Raw genomic sequence first — 17,263 nt, 5'->3', positions numbered from 1 at the left:
GTGACGCAGCACGTGAAGGTGGGGACTGGGCAGTTTGTTGAGGCTGGCAACGAAATCCATTACTACGCAGGCCAGCGAGTGGTGGTCGAAGGCGCGATGGAACTGACCGCCAAGGCCGGCGGCAGCTTCGTAAAAGTCGACGCCGGTGGCGTGACCATCAGCGGCGCTGAGGTGAAGGTCAATACCGGCGGCTCGCCTGGGGTGGGCACGCCGGCGGTGCCGTTGTTGCCGGGGCCGATGAAGGTGGCTGACGCAGATAAGGCTGGTACCGTCCCTATTCCGCTACCCAAGCGCCTGAGCGAGTCCGGCATCACGCCGTTGTGCGGAAAACAAAGTAACGGCGCTTGCAGCCGTAAGGATTGCACATGCATGTAAAAGCGCTGAGCACCCTCCTCGAAGCTCCACGTTACTCATTCGAGGAACTGCCGAGAGAAAGCTCTGATGTGAGGTTATGTTTCATCATTGACCGCGTCCGCCAGCCAGAGGCCATGAGCCGTCTTTACCGCGTCGGTGAACCTGTGGAGGCACAAGCTCTTTTTCTCAATACCGATTTTGCTGAAATCGCCGCCGACGGGCCTCTCTGGCTGGTCGCACCTTGGGGCAGTCGTCTGGCCGCCGAGGCGGCAAAACTGTGCGAAGAGAACTACTCTGGCATCGCCCTTACCACTGCGGATCCGATCAAGTCATTGGCGCACGCACGTTGGCTCCTGCGGGCCAATGATGGTTCTGGCGGCCAGAGTTTGTTGAGCTATCACAAACCTAGTCTGTGGGCTGCGCTGGCCTATACCACCGGTGAAAGTTTGCACCAACTCTTCGGGCCCTGGCAGCGTATATACAGCCCGGCGCCGGCCCACTTCGGGCGTAATCGCGGTCGATGGCTGAGTTGGCGCGCCGTTTCGGAACTTGAATGGCTGGGCGACGTTTCAGCTTTCAATCTGCCGCCTGAAGCACCGAGCGTTCAAGCGCATCTTGGATGGGTTTATTGGGCAGACGAGCAATACGCTGCTTACGGTGATCCTACCGATGAACAACTACCCCACCTCGTGGCGAACCTCCAGACGCTGGTTGACCACAACATTTATGAAGGTCGCCATCTGCTTAAGCTGGGCGCAATCACCAACGGCCCTCTGCTCGAAACGCAGCCAGAAGTGATGGCCATCCTGCAATCCAGGGAAGAGTCGTTCATCAAAGTCCAGCAGCTGCAGCAACTCGCTGTCAGCGCTGCTTGATGACCCGTCAGTACAGAATGAATGGAAGCGAAATGGAACAAAATACCAGCGCAGCACCTAACACCGAGTCGGCACCTGCAACACCGGTAGTGGCCGATGAAACTTGTGCAAAACCGCCTCGGGATATAGGTGAACAACCCGAAGCGCCAGAAGACACACCAAGCGATCACGACAAAGTGAAAACGCCCTGCTCCACCATTTATGGCAGTGCAATTTACGATACGGAAAATGAGTCCTTCTGGTTACTGCCAGAGCGGACAAACTCCGCCTTGAAAGAAGCTTCCAGTGACTTGGAGCAGAAGGTCAGCTCAAGCAAATCTCCCGAAGAACGGAAAAAAGGTCTATACGAGTCGGGGCTCCTTGAGTATTTCCTTGAGCCTAAACTGGCAAACTTTCTTGAGGGTGAAGAGAAGGCACGGATGCTTGAAATCGAAGCTCAACATCCGAACATCAGCAATCTGGATGCAGCGCTCTTGGAGGCTCAGCAGAACTTAACAACCACAGCGCCAGCAGCAGAATCTACCGCCCCGCTTACCGCCCTTGAACAAGACCAACTCAAAAGAAACCAATTCATGGCCGCCCGGGATGCAGCAACCCGCGTACGCGGCATGCATAGCGAATGGCAAAAGCTCAAGCGCATGGCCATTGCCGCCGCCAAGGAAAAAGGCTACGCGTACGAAAGCGGCAACCTTTATGCGCCCAAAGCCATTGCGGCTCGTGAAGCTGTTCAAAAGTACCTGAAAGCGCGAGAAGCGCTGTTAGAGGACAAGGATCTCACCACGTTAACCTCGGCAGAGCTCGCGCCGATGCTCGTTCAAGACAAAAAGCGAATCGACGACATCGCGATGTGCGGCACTAACAATCAGTTGATGCTCTGCACCTATGTGCGCGACCAGGAAATCAAACGCAAGGAAAGGAAAGCTACCTACAACGCTTATCTGGACGCCATCATCGACGTTGCGCAATACGGAATTGCCCTGCCGGAGTTCGCATTGATTCCTGAGGGCGGAGCAGTCGAAGGTGGTGTCGACCTGTTCAAGCAGTATATGGCGCTCGAGAAAAAGCAAAAGGACGTCAATGAACGCCTCAGTGCCAAGTACAAAGGCTGGATCGAGGCAAGTGGTCGACAAGCAAAAGCGCCCACCAACCTGGTCACTAATGAACGTGCCGACTGGGACAGTTTGCAGGCGTCGAAAGAAGAACTACGTCTTCGGGCTGAGAGCAATGTGGCAACGGCGACTGTTCGCCGTCATCTGTTGTGGGAGCCAGAGCAATTTCAGGCAAGACCTGAAGAGCGCTTGATCAAAAACGGCTTTCCGTTGGCCGAGATGAGCATGGCGGACAGCCTGAAAAAACCGCTGACTTACCTCAGCATGTATTCGCTACCACGACTCAAACAGACCGTTAAGGATGACTGGAAGAAAGTTGGCGCCAAAGTCAAAGATCTGGCGAAGCGTCCGGGCAACAGCGATGGAAAAGCAGCGACGGACAGCGAACTGAGCTTGTTCGGACAGTGGCTGAAAGGCGAAGGCGCGCTAAGAATCAAGGACCAGGAAAGCGATTGGTTCTCCGCCGAAGGGTGGTTCGAAATCGAAAAATTCAAAGCTTACCTTGAAAACAAAAAGTACAAGGTCACTGCGCTGGAGAACGCTGGTACCCGTAAAGAATGGGGGGATCGATTGCAGCAAGTGTTGTTCAAGGACAACGTACGCAAGACCTTCCGGATTTTCGACATCACACCGCAAGCCCAACTGGTTCGTTGCCTGATGCCCTCCACCACGGAGACCATCCACTCGTCGACAAAAGTAGAAGGGCCGGGCTGGACTCTGGCAGAAGGGTTCCAAGCCTCGGCCAAGGCCACCTTTGCCGTTGATCTTGCCAGAGGTGAGGTCGAACTTTTTAAAGTCGACTTGCCAGACCGTGCTAGCGCGAAGGATATCGTCATCACCTACCGAAATGCCGAAGATATACAGCAAAAGATGAACCTCGGACGGTTTTCGCTCTATCTAGGCGCGAAGGCTTGGGGCTACGCCGGCGCATCGTTGCTGCTTTCTTCGGAAATTGCATTGGATGTCGGTAACGCTGGCTTCCATTTGGCGCCTCCGGAACCGGTGGTGCGCAACCCCGACAAGCGCAGCTATGCGAGAACTGAAAAAAGCGACCAAATTAAAAAAGTTCCTGAAACGCTACAGATACAGGACGGCGCAAAAGCCGCATTCAATCTGTTCGCTGGCCTTCAAACCGGGATCATGGTCACCGGAGCACTAAACTGGGCTCCACCCTCCGAAGTAGCCTTGCTAACCAAAGCGCCCGTTTCTGGAAAAGCCGCCGGAATGAAAGCCAACGAATGGTTCAGCCTTGCGCGTTTGACCGTGGAACTCAACGCCGCTGCTGGTCTCGGAGCGAGGGCCGAAGCAAGTATTTCCCTGCACGAGGGCCGCTTGATTCTGGTGCTCAAAGCAGCGTTGATTGCCGGCCCAGGCGTCGGTGGCTCCTTCAAGTTCGAAGTCGGCTACGATGCCGTCACAGAGTTGCTTAACATGTTTCGTAGAGAACTCTATAAAAACAACCAGAACCCATACTTTGTCATTGAAGACGAAACCTATGCGTACCTTTCAAAGTTAAATACGTTGGGCATTGGCGGTTTTGATATTCGCATGATTTATCTTATGGGCGCTGATGCGGTAATGACGCTTTATGAGACCTTAACTGCAACAGGCAAAGGCAGTGCGATAGCGCAAACCATTATGTCTTACGAGAACCAACATGAACTCGAGGAGTGGTGCATAAACGCTATACCCGGAGCTTTAGGTCCTCTACTTCTGACCCTGATCAGTCCTCCAAGTGATTTTTCTGTGACCATTACCAGCCCCACAGGGAAAACAGCAGAAAAAGACGATACGATTAAATATAGTGAGGAAGAGTCACATTTACTGCAACAGCAAGCCATTGAGAAAATTTTGTTTTGGCTCCTGAAACGCGCGCAGAAAGACAATACCGTTGACAAAGCGCAAACTCAGTTTGAAGACATATGCATGTCTATGAATAAGTTCGGAATAAAGCCAGCAAACGCAGAACAGTTTTATTGCGAGAACAGGCTTTTACTTGACAATTTCATGGCGGACCCGGTTCTCCGCCTAACGAACCGTGCCGGTGATGACATGCGCGCCGATTATTTGTCCCACGTAAAAGTGCTAGGCGCGAAAAAGGATGGACAATGTCAGAGATCCCAGTTCTTCGGCCGAACTTACATACCGTCTGGCACAGCCAAATATATAGCCCCAACCGGTAACATTTGAGAAAAGAACATGCGCCTTATAGAACTACTTTTAGCCGCATCAATACTTGTCATTGCCAACCAGGCAAATGCCGACTTGGACACCAACCAGTCGCAAGCAAAACATCAAGGAGTAATCCTTTACAATCAACTTAAAGCTGTCTCAGCGGCCCCTCTACTAAGAATAGCGGCAGAGGCTGGTGACCATGAAGCGCAGTATTATCTAGCTGAGTCGTTGCGGCAAAAAAATAGCTATATGAATCCTGAAGCTAAAAAGTGGTATGAAATGGCAGCTGCTCAAGGGGATCTTTACGCAATGATCCAGCTTGGACGAGTACAAAAGGATCTATGTAAATTATCAGAAGACTGTCCACCTACAGAAAAAAAACCATCAGACTGGCTGAATCAAGCATCTAGCATCGCTCAGCCTGAGGCTGAGGATGGAAACCCAGAAGCCATGTACATCATGTATGAGCTAACACTCGATACAACTTGGTTAGAAAAAGCGGCTGCAAAACATCACCGATTCTCACAGTACTTGTTAGCTAAAAGCTACCATCAAGGAGATGGCGTATTCCTACCGTGGAAACGCTCTGAAGCTGTTGAACAATTATTCAAAGCCTCTGCTGAGGGCGGCTACCCGCCTGCAATGATGGAATACGGAGCACTTCTTTATGAAAAAGGTGATATTGAGGGATTCCGTCATTGGAATGAGCAAGCAGCTTTAGCAAGCTATGCCACCACGGTTTATGGTTACGGCTCTGATCTTGCTCATGAGCCAGACACCTATGGATTCCCGCTCGATGTCGTAAAAGGTTATGCCCTGGTTTACACCTTGAAGGAGCTAGATGGGGGTGGAGGTTTACAAGCAAGAGTGGAGAGCAAACTACCTAAAATTGAAGCGAAGATGACAACTGAGCAAATTACCAAAGGTAAAAGATTTGCAGAAGAATGGAAGGCGACTCACCCCCCCCTTTCATTTTACCCGGACAAACTAAGCCGCTGAAGACTAATTAGCATGATCTTTTTTTGACGAGTCAGACTGATAAACCCAATGAAGTATTTCGCCGTTCTCCTGTTATTCATGACTCTGCTTCCCTCATACGTGGAAGCCCAACTGGATATCGAGCAGAAATCTGCCAGAGATAACGGCATTACCCTCTACAACCAATACAAGACAGCCTCAGCCATTTCCTTTTTGACCATCGCAGCAGAGGCAGGCGACCCTGAAGCACAGTATTATTTAGGCGAAGCAATTCGAAAGAAAAATCATTACATGAACAAAGAGGCCAGAAAATGGTATGAAGCCTCAGCAAGTCAGAACAATCTGTATGCCATGATTCAATTGGGCCGCATTGAGCATGATATGTGTGAAATATCCAACGACTGCGCTCCTTCTCAGAAGCCACCTGTAGAATGGTTGAATCGGGCAAAACAAATTGCTCAAGAAAAAGCCGAGGCTGGAGACGCGGAGGCGATGTGCTTAATGTACGAAATAACGCTAGATGATACCTGGTTGGAAAAGGCCGCCTCTGCGGGAAATGCATTTGCGCAATATTGGATGGCGGTCTCCCTCAGGCAAGGTGATGGTTTTTTCCTGCCTTGGAAACGAAGCGAAGCAGTTGAAAGGTGGTTTAAGCTTTCGGCTGAAGGCGGTTACCCTAAGTCGATGATGGAATATGGTGAAATATTGCATAAACGTGGCGATATTGAGGGATTTCGCCACTGGAATGAACAGGCGGCGTTAGCAGGGTATGCACCTACTGTTTTCGGATACGGCGCTGACCTAGCTCATGAGCCCGATACATTCGGATATCCCCTCGACCTTATAAAAGGCTATGCGCTTATATCCTGGTTGTCCGAGCTAGACGGAGGGGGTGGCATGAAGGAAAACGTTGAATACACGTTACCTAGAATCGCGGCTAAAATGTCTGTTAAACAGATTGAAGCAGCTAAAAAGCTTTCCAAAGAATGGGCTTCTTCGCACTCGCCCCTGTCTTTCTTCCCTGACAAACTAAGCCGATAAATTACTTTATTCAAAAACAATAATGACGCGAATAATACAAGCGGAAGGAATAGTTAGCGTCGAGCCCGTCCCAAGGCCTTCCCGCTCCGCTCTCATTCAAATATTAAACCGACGCGCAGTAACTCAACATTCGTTGCTGCGCCCCTGCTATGGTCATTGCCCTGCGTCAGCGGGTTAAGCGCACAATTGATGTGGGCGCGTCCTGCACGCCCGCTTGCTTGAAGCACAAAGAACGCAATGCACCTGCCTGCGTCTGAGTTCGCGAGATCTTGGGAAGAAAGCCATCCCACACCTCCGACAGCCACCATTCAGCCCGGTTAACCCTGCCTTAACGCCGTAGTCAAAAACTCCACTGAACCGCACGCCCTCAACCATTCTGGCTGTTGTCCAGTGCGGCAGATTCGGGTGAATCACGCCGAACTCCAGAACCGTCGCACCGGAGTCCTCTCATGAACATTCGTCTTTCACTGCTCGCAGCCGCCCTCGCCTGCGCCGCATTCACCGGACTGGCCCAAGCCAATGACACAACCCCCTCAAACGCCGTGCCCTACAAGTACGGCATGCCGCTGCAAGTAGCGAAGGTAATTGCACTGACCGAGCCACCTACTCTGGAATGCAAGGTCATCACCGCTGACATGAAATACATCGACAACAACGGCAGACCTGAAGAAATCAGCTACCGGAAATTATCCGACGCGTGCCAGCTACAGAACTGACAGAAACGTCTGATTCGCGGCTTTGCGGTAGGCGGGAGGGGTTTCGGCGGTTATGCTCGAAGCCTTCCTCACTGCCGCAAGGATTCGCCATGCAGTTGTCGTTTCGCACGTTGTCCAGTCTCACGTGTTCGTTGTGTTTTCTGTTGGCGCTGGCCTGGGGCATCTTCCCCGAACGGCTGTTGGCGATCTGGAGCATCGAGTATTCCGAGGGGGCCGGTTTTGTCGCGCGGCGCAGTGCAGTGCTGTTTGCGGCATTGGGGGTGATGTTTTATCTGGTGCGCAATGCACCGCCGTCGCTGGGGCGCAATGCGCTGAGCAACGGTTTTATCGTCGGTTGTCTTGGGTTAGCGGTGCTGGGTTTTGCGGAATGGCTCAACGGTCATGCCGGCCCCGGGATTTTGCTCGCGGTGCTGGTCGAGTTCGCGCTGGGCCTTGGTTTTGTGCAGGCCCGGCGCGTGACGGTCGAGCTGGGTGAAACGGTGCGTTAAACCGCTCGCGAGCGGACGGTGCTCTGATGCGGCGCAGTTTGTTGGGCCAGATCGGAGCGAAGCCCCGCGACCAGATTGTTGATTTCGCGACAGCTGTTGAGCCGGCTCGCATCAATGCCGTTGACCTGCAGGTCTACCTGATCGGTCCGATGATCGCCGAAGACCTTGATGGTCATCGACAGATCCGGCGACAGCGTGCATTGGCAGCGTTTCGGCAGAAAACTGCTTTCGATGATGTTGCGTAGTTCCAAGGCAGACAGAAACATGGCGAACCCTCTCCTTACTGTGAGATGCCAATCAAGTATTCACGCTGACCGTTGCGCCCCTGCGCGGGTGTGTCCCCGCTGTTTCCCTGGGTGCGTCAAGCGGCGGTACTGCGAAATGCCCATTGGAGTGTAGGCGCCCAAATCCGGTGCGCCGCACTAATAGAACGCATAAAGCGTGCCTTTTATCGGCTGCTTGTCACGCCCTACAAATCAGTCACTTGGCGCACTGGCCAGCATTGTGCTATTTGCAAAATGCAAGAAAGGCCTGCCCAAGCACTGCATTTTGCAAGTACGCCCTGATTTGCATTAAGCATCCGTGGCGGCAAGAATGCCCTCACTACCCCGACACCCGCACGGAGGCTTCCATGGGTTCTTTACGCGCATACGCGATTACCGGGCTGCTTGTTGCCAGCCTTTCCACCCTCGCCCACGCGGCCAAGCTCGAAGATGTCGCGCCTTATCCAAAGGCTGAGGCTGGCTTCACCCGCCAGGTCATTCATCTGCCCAAGCAAGAGCAGGAAGAGAACTTTCAGGTCGAAATCCTTGCTGGCAAAACCCTTGAGGTCGATTGCAATCGCCAGCGGCTCGGCGGCGCGCTGGTCGAAAAGAACCTCGAAGGCTGGGGTTATCCGTTCTACCGCCTGGAACAGGTAACCGGCCCGGTGAGCACGATGATGGCTTGCCCGCCCGGTTCGCAAAAGAAACGCGTGTTCGTGCCGGTTATCGGTGACGGTTTCAAACTGCGCTACAACAGCAAATTACCCGTTGTGGTCTACGCACCATCGGACGTAGAAGTGCGTTATCGGATCTGGTCGGCATCTGAAAAAGTCGGCACGGCGCTGCCGGAATAACCACAACAAGGAGTGTACGGCTTGATTACCTGCCACGTCAGATACGTCATCGATCCCTATCAGTTGACCGAGTTCGAAGATTACGCCAAAGCCTGGCTCGGTATCGTCGAGCGTTTGGGCGGCACCCATCATGGTTACTTTCTTCCGTCCGAAGGCGAGCAATATCGCTTATTGTCTGTTCAGCTTTCCTTCGCTGGCAGACTACGAAAGCTATCGTCACGTTGCGATGACCGATGCGGAAAGCACCGCACTGGTTGCCAATCTTGTAGAGAAGAAATTCATCGTCAGTTACGAGCGCAGCTTCCTGCGCCCAATGCTGCCGTAACGTTCATCAAGCAGGGACGCCGCACACCGCGGCGCGCTCGGCGACATGACGCAGACTGTCGAAGTTGATATTGGCGCCCGAATCAATCGCCACGAAAGTGTGCCCCTGCGCACCCGTTCGGCCCACGTATTGCTTGATGCCCGCCACTGCCAGTGCGCCCGAAGGCTCGGTGATCGAGCGCGTGTCGTCGTAGATGTTCTTGATCGCCGCACAGAGGTCGTCGTTGCTGACCGTGATGACTTCGTCCACGCAAAATCGGCAGACTTCGAAGCCAAACGCGCCGATTTGTGCGACCGCGACACCATCGGCGAAAGTGCCAACACTGGGCAAAACCACACGTTGATCCGCTTCCAGCGCAGCTTTCAGGCACGCCGAGTGTTCGGATTCAACGCCGATGATGCGCACTTCCGGGCGCAGGTATTTGACGTAAGCGGCGATTCCGGCAATCAGCCCGCCACCGCCCACAGGAACAAAGATTGCGTCGAGCGCGCCCTGATGCTGCCGAAGAATTTCCATCGCCACGGTGCCCTGCCCGGCAATCACCTCTGGGTCATCGAATGGCGAGACGAAGGTGCGTCCGCTGAGTTCGGCCAGTTGCAGCGCATGGGCCAGTGCAAACGGAAAACTCTCGCCATGCAGCAGCGCTTCCGCTCCCCGACTGCGCACGCCTTGGACCTTGAGTTCCGGCGTGGTGGACGGCATGACGATCGTCGCCGTGATGCCCAGTTCGCGTGCCGCCAGCGCCACCCCCTGGGCATGGTTGCCGGCCGAGGCTGTGATGACCCCGCGCGCTTTCTGCTCTTCGCTCAGTTGCACCAGTTTGTTGTAGGCGCCACGGATCTTGAAGGAGAACGTCGGCTGTAAGTCCTCACGCTTGAGCAGAACCCGATTGCCCAGCGCATCCGACAGCGCCGGCGCCGCTTGCAATGGCGTGCGCACGGCAATGTCATACACCGACGCAGCAAGGATCTTTTTTACGTATTGCTCAAGCAGGGCTTGCTGGTCGGGGCTGTGCGGCATGGTCGTCTCCTGACGTTTTTCAAAACCCCGGAGACAGAAAGTGAAAACCCGCCTCTAGGGCGGGTTGGGTGCTGCAGTCGTGAGCTAGCCCGCCAAATGAGGAATGGCGGTAATAATGCTTGGCTGGCAGCGCAATACGGTGGAAGTCATGGAACGGAAAGTAGCCTGCGCGCTGCGGGCGAGTCAATGGCCAAATTCAGCCGGAAGCGTTAGTGTGGCGACTCTCTCATCGCACCAAGGAAGGCACGCATGATCTCCATCGCCCTGCCCCTCACGGCTTTGCTCGCTTTTGGTAGTTACACCGTTTCAGTGATGCTCCAGGCCGAACAGTCGTTAATCGATTATGGCATCAGCCTGATGTCGCGTCCGGACACTGCGCAGGTTGTTATCGATCTGTACTTGCTGGCCACACTGGCGGGCGTCTGGATGGTCAAGGACGCCAGGTCGCGCGGGCAGTCGGTTTGGTCGGTGGCCCCTTATCTTTTGCTGACGGCGGCTTTTGTTTCGATTGGGCCGTTGTTGTATCTGGTGATACGTGGGGTTCGCGAGCGCAACCGGAAGGCTGCGAATCTGGCTCGCGTGGGCTGATCGGTTGTCGCGCAAATTGCAATTGCGAGCAGGTTCGTTTTCTTGTGTAACGATGCGAAGCAGGGAGTCACAGCTTCGATTAAAAATTCCCGAATAGTTCGCCTGTCAACTGTCAACTCTGACAGTTATGCCGCAGATCCTGATGCAGTAGCTTGAGCCTTGACCGGGAGTTCGCTCCCACTTTAGTTCGTGCATAAGGAGCATTAGCGATGACAGCTTCCAAGAACCAAACTACTGGAGAGTTCTCTGCTGATACGATCGATGGCGAAAGCCCGACGTTCTATACGACGGATGTGAAACTGGCCATCAGTTCCAATCCGGTGCCTGATCCTTATTGGCAAGCTATAGGCATTCAGACTTTTCCCGAACCGCTGCCTCAACGACAAGCCGCTTTGAGTGTTTACTTTCCTGAAGGAACAACTCCAGACACCTATACGCTGACCGAAAATGGTAAATATCGAGCAAGCTATGCTTTTGGCACTTTGAACGATCCAAAAATCTATTGGGCAACGAGTGGCACCTTGATCCTGAAAGTTGCACCGACAGAGGAAGATCCGCGACTGGAGGGCAGCGTCGAGTTCAGCGCTAAACTCCAAAAAAGTGTGGAAACCGTCGTGATCAAGAATGGCCGGTTCGTCATGAAAGGCCTGACACCTTAAGAGCCTGACCCCTTTGACAAACCCCGACGCGCGACTCTGCTTTCAGGGTGCCTGCCCGCCTCAGCCCCGTTTGACTGCCACAAGCGCAGCCGTTTCATAGGGTACCCTGACCACGTCCCTGCTGCGCAATTGCGGCTCTGCTACAACCAGCGCCTTTGACATAGGTGTCAGCGGCGCTCTTGTACCCGCTCGCCGCTGAATGATGGGCCTGATCGTTCATGGCAATGCTCCCTACAGCAAAACATCGGATCGACGGCAGACCCACCCGAGCATAGCGCTTGAATTTATCCGCTCCCTGAACAGTCACTGGCTATGTATGAACAGAATTTCACCCGGTTTTGTTCCCGCGCGGACTCAACCTTCTGTGGAGCCTTGCCCATGACTATCCGTTCCGTTATGTTCGCCGCCCCGTGGCTGTTGGTCGCGGTGATCTCCAGCCCGTTGGCGCTGGCTACCGAAGAAAAAGGCCAGCCGGTGCAAAAACCCGAATGCCCGAAAGGTCAGGTCTGGGACAGCAAATCGCAGAAATGCGCGTTGCAAACCAGTGCCGTCCACGACTCATCACAACCTGAACATTGATAAGGGAAGTCGCCATCAGCGAGCAGGCGTTCAGAGCAGAACTCGGACAGCATCTGGCGCGACTGTGGCGCTACGGTTTGCTGTTGTCGCGCAATCGGCATGTGGCTGAGGATCTGGTGCACGGGACCTGCGTGCGCGCACTCGAACACGCGGGGCAGTATGTGGCGGGCACGCGTATGGAGCGATGGTTGTTGGGCCTGCTGCATTCAATCTGGATCAGCGAAGTGCGCACGCGCCGGGTGCGTCAGGAACCGGCCCGGTATGGCACAGAGGCTGACAACGCATTTGCTGCGAAACCCCACTTAATGGCTGCACAGGTCATTCGCCGTGTGAACGCCTTACCGGAAACCCAGCGCGAGACGGTTTATCTGGCTTACGTCGAAGGTTTTTCCTACAGCGAAGTCGCCGAAATTCTGCAAATTCCAGTTGCGACAGTCGTGACGCGGTTGGCCACCGCCCGGTTGAAACTGGCTGAATACCCACCGCTGTACACGGTTTCGACCTCTACCGGGGCCAACCACTCATGAAGACACCTTCGGATGAGCAACTGGTCGCCTGGCTGGACAATGAACTCGGCGCCGAGCAACGCAGCCCGCTGGAACAGGCCATCGCGGACGACGCGCTGCTCAACCTGCGCGTGCAGTGGCTCAGTCGGGCTAACCTGCCCTACCAAAAAGCCTACGACGAGCTGGCACAACAGGCACCGCTCGAACGTTTGCAGGCGCGGCTGGACGCGATTCCTTCGCCTGAACAGCCAGAGCTGAGCCGGCGCTGGTTTATTGCTGCCGCCGCAGCAGCTTTGTTTGCCGGCGGTGTTCTGGCCGATCGCGCGTTCCTTGGCTGGCAGGCAACACGGTCAAACCACGGTTCGCTACCCGCTCGGGACGCGGGATCCAAGCGCCGGCCCACGAGCGGGCACGACGCTGCGCCAGAACTTGAAAGCAAGGCGAAATTGTTGAAAAGCCGTCTCGGCGCATGAACTACCCTGGTCTATGCTGAGCGACTGTTTTCAAGGAGGACAAGCGATGCCTGATTCAACCCGTACCGCGTTGTTGGTGATCGACGTGCAAAACGATTTCGTCCCCGGCGGGCAATTGCCAGTGCCGGAAGGTGATCTTATTGTGCCGTTGATCAACCGGCTCGCCCGGCAGTTCAGCCAGGTCATCATCGCCCAGGACTGGCACCCGTCGGGCCACGCTTCGTTTGCCTGCAGGCATCCTGGCAAGCAACCCTTCGATAGCGTTCAACTGCCCTATGGCGAACAAACGTTGTGGCCCGAGCACTGTGTGCAAGGCACAGCCGGCGCCGAGTTTCACCCTCAACTCGACTTGCCGCACGCCCAGTTGATCATCCGCAAGGGCTGCAATCCTGATATCGACAGCTATTCGGCATTCCTGGAAGCCGATCGCTATACCACTACCGGACTTTCGGGCTATCTCAAAGAACGCGGCATCGACACCGTTTACATGGTCGGACTGGCGCTGGATTTCTGTGTGATGTTTTCCGCGCTGGATGCCCGAGCGGCGGGTTTCAATGCTTATGTGGTGCTGGATGCGTGTCGGGCAATCGATTTGAATGGATCACTGCAGTCGGCGCTGGAGAGAATGCAGAGCGCCGGCGTTGAGTTGATTCAATCGACAGAACTCGCCTGAACAACGCAAGCTCCCTGTGGGAGCGAGCCAGCTCGCGATGGCGGTCTATGAGCGAAGCATAAGTCGACTGATCCGACGCCTTCGCGAGCAGGCTCGCTCACACGAGACACACTGATATCTGAGGCGTTGGAACCTCAGGCTTTCGTCGGCAGCCACAACCTGAACCGCGCCCCACCCAGCGGTGAAGGTTCGACGGTCAGTGTGCCACCCTGCGCTTCCAGTGCCCGACGGCTGATCGCCAGGCCAAGACCAAACCCGCCCGTAGCCCGATCCCGACTGCGATCAAGTCGATAAAACGGCTCGAATATCCGCTCGCGCTCATCGTCGGGAATACCGATGCCGTCGTCGTCGACCCAGATCTCACAGCCCTCGGCATTGACCTGCACACCAATCTGAATACGGCTTTCGCAATAGCGCATGGCGTTGCGCAACAGGTTCTGAATGGCACGCGCGGTCAGGCGCGGATCGAGTGAAAAGCGTTCGAGCTGACCGTGCAGCAACACATCAATGACGATCTCAGGAGATTCCAGCTCTTCGTCGACACTGCCCAGAATGCTGTCGATAAATTCGTCCAGCGCCACCTCGACCTGTTCGGGTAGCTGCGCCGGATTCTGCAAACGGCTGTAGGACAGCAACTCCAGCACCAGCTCATCCAGCTCGCGAATGTGCGCGACCAGCCCTTGCAAGCGCTCGCGGCTGGCGGCCGGCAGGTCGTCGGACAGCGCCAGCGCCAGGCCGAAATCCAGACGCGTCAATGGCGTGCGCAGTTCATGGGACACGGCGTTAAGCAGATCACGCTGCTGATTGAGCAGTTTTTCGATGTCGCCGGCCATGGTGTCGAAGACATGCGCGAGGCTGCCGATGTTCGAGCTTGGCGCGATATGCGTGCGCTCGCTCAAATGGCCTTTGCCGAAACGTTCGGCGGTGCCTTTGAGGCGTTCCAGATCGCGCCAGTGCGGACGCAACCACATCAGCAGACAGGCGAGCAATGTCGCGCCAATCAGCACATTGATGCTCCAGTACAAAAGATCGACATCAACCGGATCGGGCGGTACGACCATCTTCACCGCGGTGGTGTCGTCCAGCGCCGCGACCGCCAGCGTGCGCCAGCCCCAATCGCCGATGCGCACGACGTTTTCCTTACGGCGCAGGCGCTCCCGCTCGATGTGAGTGAACTGTGCGTCATCAATTCGAGCGAGGACGATGTGCAGCGGCTGAAAATCCTTGTCCAACGACGCCGCCAGGGCTGGCCACTGATCCTGCGGCACCGCATGAAACTGGCGGGTGATCAACGATTGCAGACCGCGCGAATAGTCGAGGTTGTACGTGACGAAGCGTTCTCTGAACGCCATCACCACCAGATCCGGCACCAGATAGATCGCCGCACTGTAGGAGACGATCGTCACCAAATACAGGCGAAACAGGATGCGAAACATCAGCTCAGCATTCCCATTCGGAGCGGCTGAACAGATAGCCCTTGCCCCACACGGTCTTGATTTTGCGCGCCTCGCCGGCATGGTCGTCGAATTTGCGCCGCAGCTTGGAAATCGCCACGTCCACCGAACGGTCGGTGCCGTTGAATTCGATACCGCGCAGGCGTTGCAGGATCTGGTCGCGGCTGAGCACTTCGCCGGCATGCCGGGCCAGCACCACCAACAGATTGTATTCGCCACTGGACAGCTCCACCGGTTGTTCGCGCCAGGTCACGGTGCGCTCGGACAGGTCGATGCACAGATTGCCCATGACGATACGGTCATTGACCGTTTGCGGCTCGCCCAGACTGCTGCGGCGCAACAGCGTGCGCACGCGTGCCAGCAGTACGCGCGGCTCGCACGGTTTGGTGACGTAATCGTCGGCGCCCATCTCCAGGCCCAGCACCTGATCATGACTGTCATCGCGGGCGGTGAGCATCAGGATCGGCAGCGTCGCCGAATCGGCGCGCAGCAAGCGGCACACCTGCAAGCCGTCGAGGCCCGGCAGCATCAGGTCGAGGATCACCAGATCCGGCGGATTGGCCCGCGCCCGCTCGCGCACGTGGTCGCCACGGCCGATGACGCTGACGGAATAACCGTTGCGCTCCAGGTAGCTGGAAATCAGTTCGGCGAGGGCGGTGTCGTCTTCGACGAGGAGGATGTTGGGCATGGGTGATCCAGAAAATGCTGTGGCGACGGTTCGACCGCTATCGCCAGCAGGCTGCCTCCCACAGGTCTGGCTGTGAACACAGATCTTGTGAACACCCGGTAACACTGTGGGAGCCAGCCTGCTGGCGATGCTTTATCTGTCGCAATAAATTTCAAGGCTTGCAGGATATACGCCCTCACCCCTCCCCGAGCAAAACCCTTACACAATTTCACACAGCGCCTACAAAGCTTCACCGCTAATCTCGGCGTCTGCCCGTAGGATGCGGACTTCAATATTGGGGGTTGTACATGTCGAACAAACTGCTGGCCGGGCTCGGCCTGATCGCGCTGGCGCTGACGTTGAGCGCCTGTGATTCGTCGTCGGACGCCGAGGTGCAGGCGCCACCGGCTACGGTGCGTATCGAGACGGTCGAGGCGCATCCCCTGACGCTCAGCAGCGAACTCAGCGGGCGCATTGCCGCGCCACGGATTGCCGAAGTCCGCGCTCGGGTTGCCGGCGTGGTCCTGCAACGGACCTTTCGCGAAGGCAGCGACGTGAAAAAGGGCGACGTGTTGTTCCGCATCGACCCGGCCCCCTTCAAAGCCGACCTCGACAGCGCCGAAGCCGCGCTACGCAAGGCTGAAGCCAATGCCTTTCAGGCGAAACTGCAAGAGCAGCGCTATGCGCAGCTGATCGACGATAAGGCCATCAGCGCTCAGGACTACGACAACGCCCGCGCCAATGCCCGGCAGACCGCAGCCGACGTCGCGGCAAATAAAGCAGCGGTGGAACGGGCGAAACTGAATCTCGGCTACGCCACCGTCACGGCACCGATTTCCGGTCGCGTCGGCCGCGCGCTGGTGACCGAAGGGGCCTTGGTCGGGCAGAACGAAACCACCCCGCTGGCGCTGATTCAGCAACTCAATCCGATCCACGCCGACCTCACCCAGTCCACCCGCGAACTCAACGAATTGCGCCGTGCGTTCCGCTCCGGGCAATTGCAGGAAGTCGGTCAGGATCAAGTCAAAGCCACCCTGATCCAGGACGACGGCAGCCTGTATCCGCTGCCGGGCAAGTTGCTGTTCAGCGACATCACCGTCGATCCGGGCACCGGGCAGATCATCTTGCGCAGCGAATTCCCCAACCCCGATCTCGACTTGCTGCCTGGCAGTTTCATCCGCGTACGTCTGGAACAGGCAACGATCGCCAATGGCATTACCGTGCCGCAACGCGCCGTGCAGCGTGACAGCGCCGGCATCGCCCAGGTGCTGATTGTCGATGAACAGATGCGCGTCGCCCAGCAACCCGTGCAACTGGGCGCCGTGCAGAACAACCGCTGGATCGTCACCAGTGGTCTCAAGCCCGGCGACCGCATCGTCGTCGAAGGCCTGCAACACGCGCGCCCCGGCGAAACTGTGCAGATCGACGACAGCCCTCTTCCCATTGCCCAGACCTCGGGTCAGTAA

General features: G+C 56.0%; 17 protein-coding genes and 3 pseudogenes. 16 read left to right on the top strand and 4 right to left on the bottom strand.

Annotated features, from left to right (window positions below; genetic code table 11):
* The 7 genes and pseudogenes from ACYYKW_RS18515 to ACYYKW_RS18485 all read left to right on the top strand — a co-directional run.
* A pseudogene (locus tag ACYYKW_RS18515) lies at positions 1 to 375 on the top strand (type VI secretion system tip protein VgrG); the annotation flags it as partial.
* Positions 366 to 1,229 (top strand): DUF4123 domain-containing protein, encoded by an 864-nt coding sequence (locus tag ACYYKW_RS18510; protein WP_093101734.1) that lies wholly within the window; start codon positions 366 to 368, stop codon positions 1,227 to 1,229. The pseudogene ACYYKW_RS18515 and the gene ACYYKW_RS18510, both read left to right, overlap by 10 nt.
* Before the next feature lie 32 nt (positions 1,230 to 1,261).
* Positions 1,262 to 4,528, top strand: a complete 3,267-nt coding sequence (locus ACYYKW_RS18505) for a hypothetical protein (RefSeq protein WP_464990782.1) — start codon at positions 1,262 to 1,264, stop codon at positions 4,526 to 4,528.
* Positions 4,529 to 4,537: 9 nt separating this feature from the next.
* On the top strand, positions 4,538 to 5,512 hold the full coding sequence (locus ACYYKW_RS18500; RefSeq protein ID WP_093101736.1) for a tetratricopeptide repeat protein: 975 nt from the start codon (positions 4,538 to 4,540) through the stop codon (positions 5,510 to 5,512).
* A 48-nt stretch (positions 5,513 to 5,560) separates the two neighbouring features.
* Positions 5,561 to 6,532 (top strand): tetratricopeptide repeat protein, encoded by a 972-nt coding sequence (locus ACYYKW_RS18495; protein WP_093101737.1) that lies wholly within the window; start codon positions 5,561 to 5,563, stop codon positions 6,530 to 6,532.
* 449 nt (positions 6,533 to 6,981) lie between these two features.
* Complete coding sequence (locus ACYYKW_RS18490; RefSeq protein WP_093101738.1) at positions 6,982 to 7,248, top strand: DUF2790 domain-containing protein; 267 nt, start codon at positions 6,982 to 6,984, stop codon at positions 7,246 to 7,248.
* An 89-nt stretch (positions 7,249 to 7,337) separates the two neighbouring features.
* Positions 7,338 to 7,736, top strand: coding sequence for a hypothetical protein (locus ACYYKW_RS18485; RefSeq protein WP_093101739.1), 399 nt, complete (start codon positions 7,338 to 7,340; stop codon positions 7,734 to 7,736).
* Here the strand turns inward: ACYYKW_RS18485 and ACYYKW_RS18480 are convergent.
* Positions 7,733 to 8,002, bottom strand: coding sequence for a DUF1652 domain-containing protein (locus ACYYKW_RS18480; RefSeq protein WP_093101740.1), 270 nt, complete (start codon positions 8,000 to 8,002; stop codon positions 7,733 to 7,735). The genes ACYYKW_RS18485 and ACYYKW_RS18480 overlap by 4 nt on opposite strands.
* Positions 8,003 to 8,367: 365 nt before the next feature.
* Here ACYYKW_RS18480 and eco point away from each other — a divergent pair, with 365 nt between their 5' ends.
* Together eco and ACYYKW_RS18470 are read left to right on the top strand one after the other, a co-directional pair.
* Positions 8,368 to 8,853: a serine protease inhibitor ecotin gene (eco, locus tag ACYYKW_RS18475; RefSeq protein WP_093101741.1), complete on the top strand. Its 486-nt coding sequence runs from the start codon at positions 8,368 to 8,370 to the stop codon at positions 8,851 to 8,853.
* A gap of 21 nt (positions 8,854 to 8,874) precedes the next feature.
* A pseudogene (locus tag ACYYKW_RS18470) lies at positions 8,875 to 9,178 on the top strand (NIPSNAP family protein).
* Between the two features lie 30 nt (positions 9,179 to 9,208).
* Here ACYYKW_RS18470 and ilvA read toward each other — a convergent pair.
* Positions 9,209 to 10,198 (bottom strand): annotated as a pseudogene (gene ilvA / locus ACYYKW_RS18465) (threonine ammonia-lyase, biosynthetic); the annotation flags it as partial.
* A gap of 249 nt (positions 10,199 to 10,447) precedes the next feature.
* On the opposite strand from ilvA, the gene ACYYKW_RS18460 reads away from it, so the two are divergent.
* The 6 genes from ACYYKW_RS18460 (at position 10,448) to pncA (ending at position 13,676) form a co-directional block, all read left to right on the top strand.
* Positions 10,448 to 10,786, top strand: coding sequence for a DUF2834 domain-containing protein (locus ACYYKW_RS18460; RefSeq protein WP_464990781.1), 339 nt, complete (start codon positions 10,448 to 10,450; stop codon positions 10,784 to 10,786).
* 209 nt (positions 10,787 to 10,995) lie between these two features.
* The gene (locus ACYYKW_RS18455) at positions 10,996 to 11,445 is read left to right on the top strand and encodes a hypothetical protein (RefSeq protein ID WP_464990780.1); all 450 of its coding nucleotides are present in this window, start codon (positions 10,996 to 10,998) and stop codon (positions 11,443 to 11,445) included.
* Between the two features lie 378 nt (positions 11,446 to 11,823).
* Entirely contained in the window at positions 11,824 to 12,024 is a 201-nt protein-coding gene (locus ACYYKW_RS18450) for a hypothetical protein (RefSeq protein WP_157720854.1), read from the top strand.
* A complete protein-coding gene (locus ACYYKW_RS18445) occupies positions 12,024 to 12,551 on the top strand; it encodes an RNA polymerase sigma factor (RefSeq protein WP_464990784.1) in 528 nt (175 codons plus the stop codon). The genes ACYYKW_RS18450 and ACYYKW_RS18445 overlap by 1 nt, the downstream gene beginning before the upstream one ends.
* Positions 12,548 to 13,003: a hypothetical protein gene (locus tag ACYYKW_RS18440; protein ID WP_464990779.1), complete on the top strand. Its 456-nt coding sequence runs from the start codon at positions 12,548 to 12,550 to the stop codon at positions 13,001 to 13,003. The genes ACYYKW_RS18445 and ACYYKW_RS18440 overlap by 4 nt, the downstream gene beginning before the upstream one ends.
* Positions 13,004 to 13,049: 46 nt before the next feature.
* Complete coding sequence (pncA, locus tag ACYYKW_RS18435; protein WP_464990778.1) at positions 13,050 to 13,676, top strand: bifunctional nicotinamidase/pyrazinamidase; 627 nt, start codon at positions 13,050 to 13,052, stop codon at positions 13,674 to 13,676.
* Between the two features lie 134 nt (positions 13,677 to 13,810).
* Here the strand turns inward: pncA and ACYYKW_RS18430 are convergent, their stop codons facing one another.
* Both ACYYKW_RS18430 and ACYYKW_RS18425 read right to left on the bottom strand, forming a co-directional pair.
* Positions 13,811 to 15,112 (bottom strand): ATP-binding protein, encoded by a 1,302-nt coding sequence (locus tag ACYYKW_RS18430; protein WP_464990777.1) that lies wholly within the window; start codon positions 15,110 to 15,112, stop codon positions 13,811 to 13,813.
* 4 nt (positions 15,113 to 15,116) lie between these two features.
* On the bottom strand, positions 15,117 to 15,818 hold the full coding sequence (locus tag ACYYKW_RS18425) for a response regulator (protein ID WP_093101750.1): 702 nt from the start codon (positions 15,816 to 15,818) through the stop codon (positions 15,117 to 15,119).
* 287 nt (positions 15,819 to 16,105) lie between these two features.
* Between ACYYKW_RS18425 and ACYYKW_RS18420 the strand changes: the two genes are divergently transcribed.
* The gene (locus ACYYKW_RS18420; protein WP_464990776.1) at positions 16,106 to 17,263 is read left to right on the top strand and encodes an efflux RND transporter periplasmic adaptor subunit; all 1,158 of its coding nucleotides are present in this window, start codon (positions 16,106 to 16,108) and stop codon (positions 17,261 to 17,263) included.

This window comes from Pseudomonas sp. 15C (genome assembly GCF_055484735.1).
This window is presented reverse-complemented; position numbering and strand designations above follow the sequence as displayed.

Coding starts and splice junctions, on each gene's coding strand:
- ACYYKW_RS18430 (WP_464990777.1), bottom strand. CDS start 15,112: ATGTTTCGCATCCTGTTTCGCCTGTATTTGGTGACGATCGTCTCCTAC.
- ACYYKW_RS18440 (WP_464990779.1), top strand. CDS start 12,548: ATGAAGACACCTTCGGATGAGCAACTGGTCGCCTGGCTGGACAATGAA.
- ACYYKW_RS18450 (WP_157720854.1), top strand. CDS start 11,824: ATGACTATCCGTTCCGTTATGTTCGCCGCCCCGTGGCTGTTGGTCGCG.
- pncA (WP_464990778.1), top strand. CDS start 13,050: ATGCCTGATTCAACCCGTACCGCGTTGTTGGTGATCGACGTGCAAAAC.
- ACYYKW_RS18485 (WP_093101739.1), top strand. CDS start 7,338: ATGCAGTTGTCGTTTCGCACGTTGTCCAGTCTCACGTGTTCGTTGTGT.
- ACYYKW_RS18420 (WP_464990776.1), top strand. CDS start 16,106: ATGTCGAACAAACTGCTGGCCGGGCTCGGCCTGATCGCGCTGGCGCTG.
- ACYYKW_RS18455 (WP_464990780.1), top strand. CDS start 10,996: ATGACAGCTTCCAAGAACCAAACTACTGGAGAGTTCTCTGCTGATACG.
- ACYYKW_RS18510 (WP_093101734.1), top strand. CDS start 366: ATGCATGTAAAAGCGCTGAGCACCCTCCTCGAAGCTCCACGTTACTCA.
- ACYYKW_RS18495 (WP_093101737.1), top strand. CDS start 5,561: ATGAAGTATTTCGCCGTTCTCCTGTTATTCATGACTCTGCTTCCCTCA.
- ACYYKW_RS18425 (WP_093101750.1), bottom strand. CDS start 15,818: ATGCCCAACATCCTCCTCGTCGAAGACGACACCGCCCTCGCCGAACTG.
- ACYYKW_RS18480 (WP_093101740.1), bottom strand. CDS start 8,002: ATGTTTCTGTCTGCCTTGGAACTACGCAACATCATCGAAAGCAGTTTT.
- ACYYKW_RS18460 (WP_464990781.1), top strand. CDS start 10,448: ATGATCTCCATCGCCCTGCCCCTCACGGCTTTGCTCGCTTTTGGTAGT.
- ACYYKW_RS18490 (WP_093101738.1), top strand. CDS start 6,982: ATGAACATTCGTCTTTCACTGCTCGCAGCCGCCCTCGCCTGCGCCGCA.
- ACYYKW_RS18505 (WP_464990782.1), top strand. CDS start 1,262: ATGGAACAAAATACCAGCGCAGCACCTAACACCGAGTCGGCACCTGCA.
- ACYYKW_RS18500 (WP_093101736.1), top strand. CDS start 4,538: ATGCGCCTTATAGAACTACTTTTAGCCGCATCAATACTTGTCATTGCC.
- eco (WP_093101741.1), top strand. CDS start 8,368: ATGGGTTCTTTACGCGCATACGCGATTACCGGGCTGCTTGTTGCCAGC.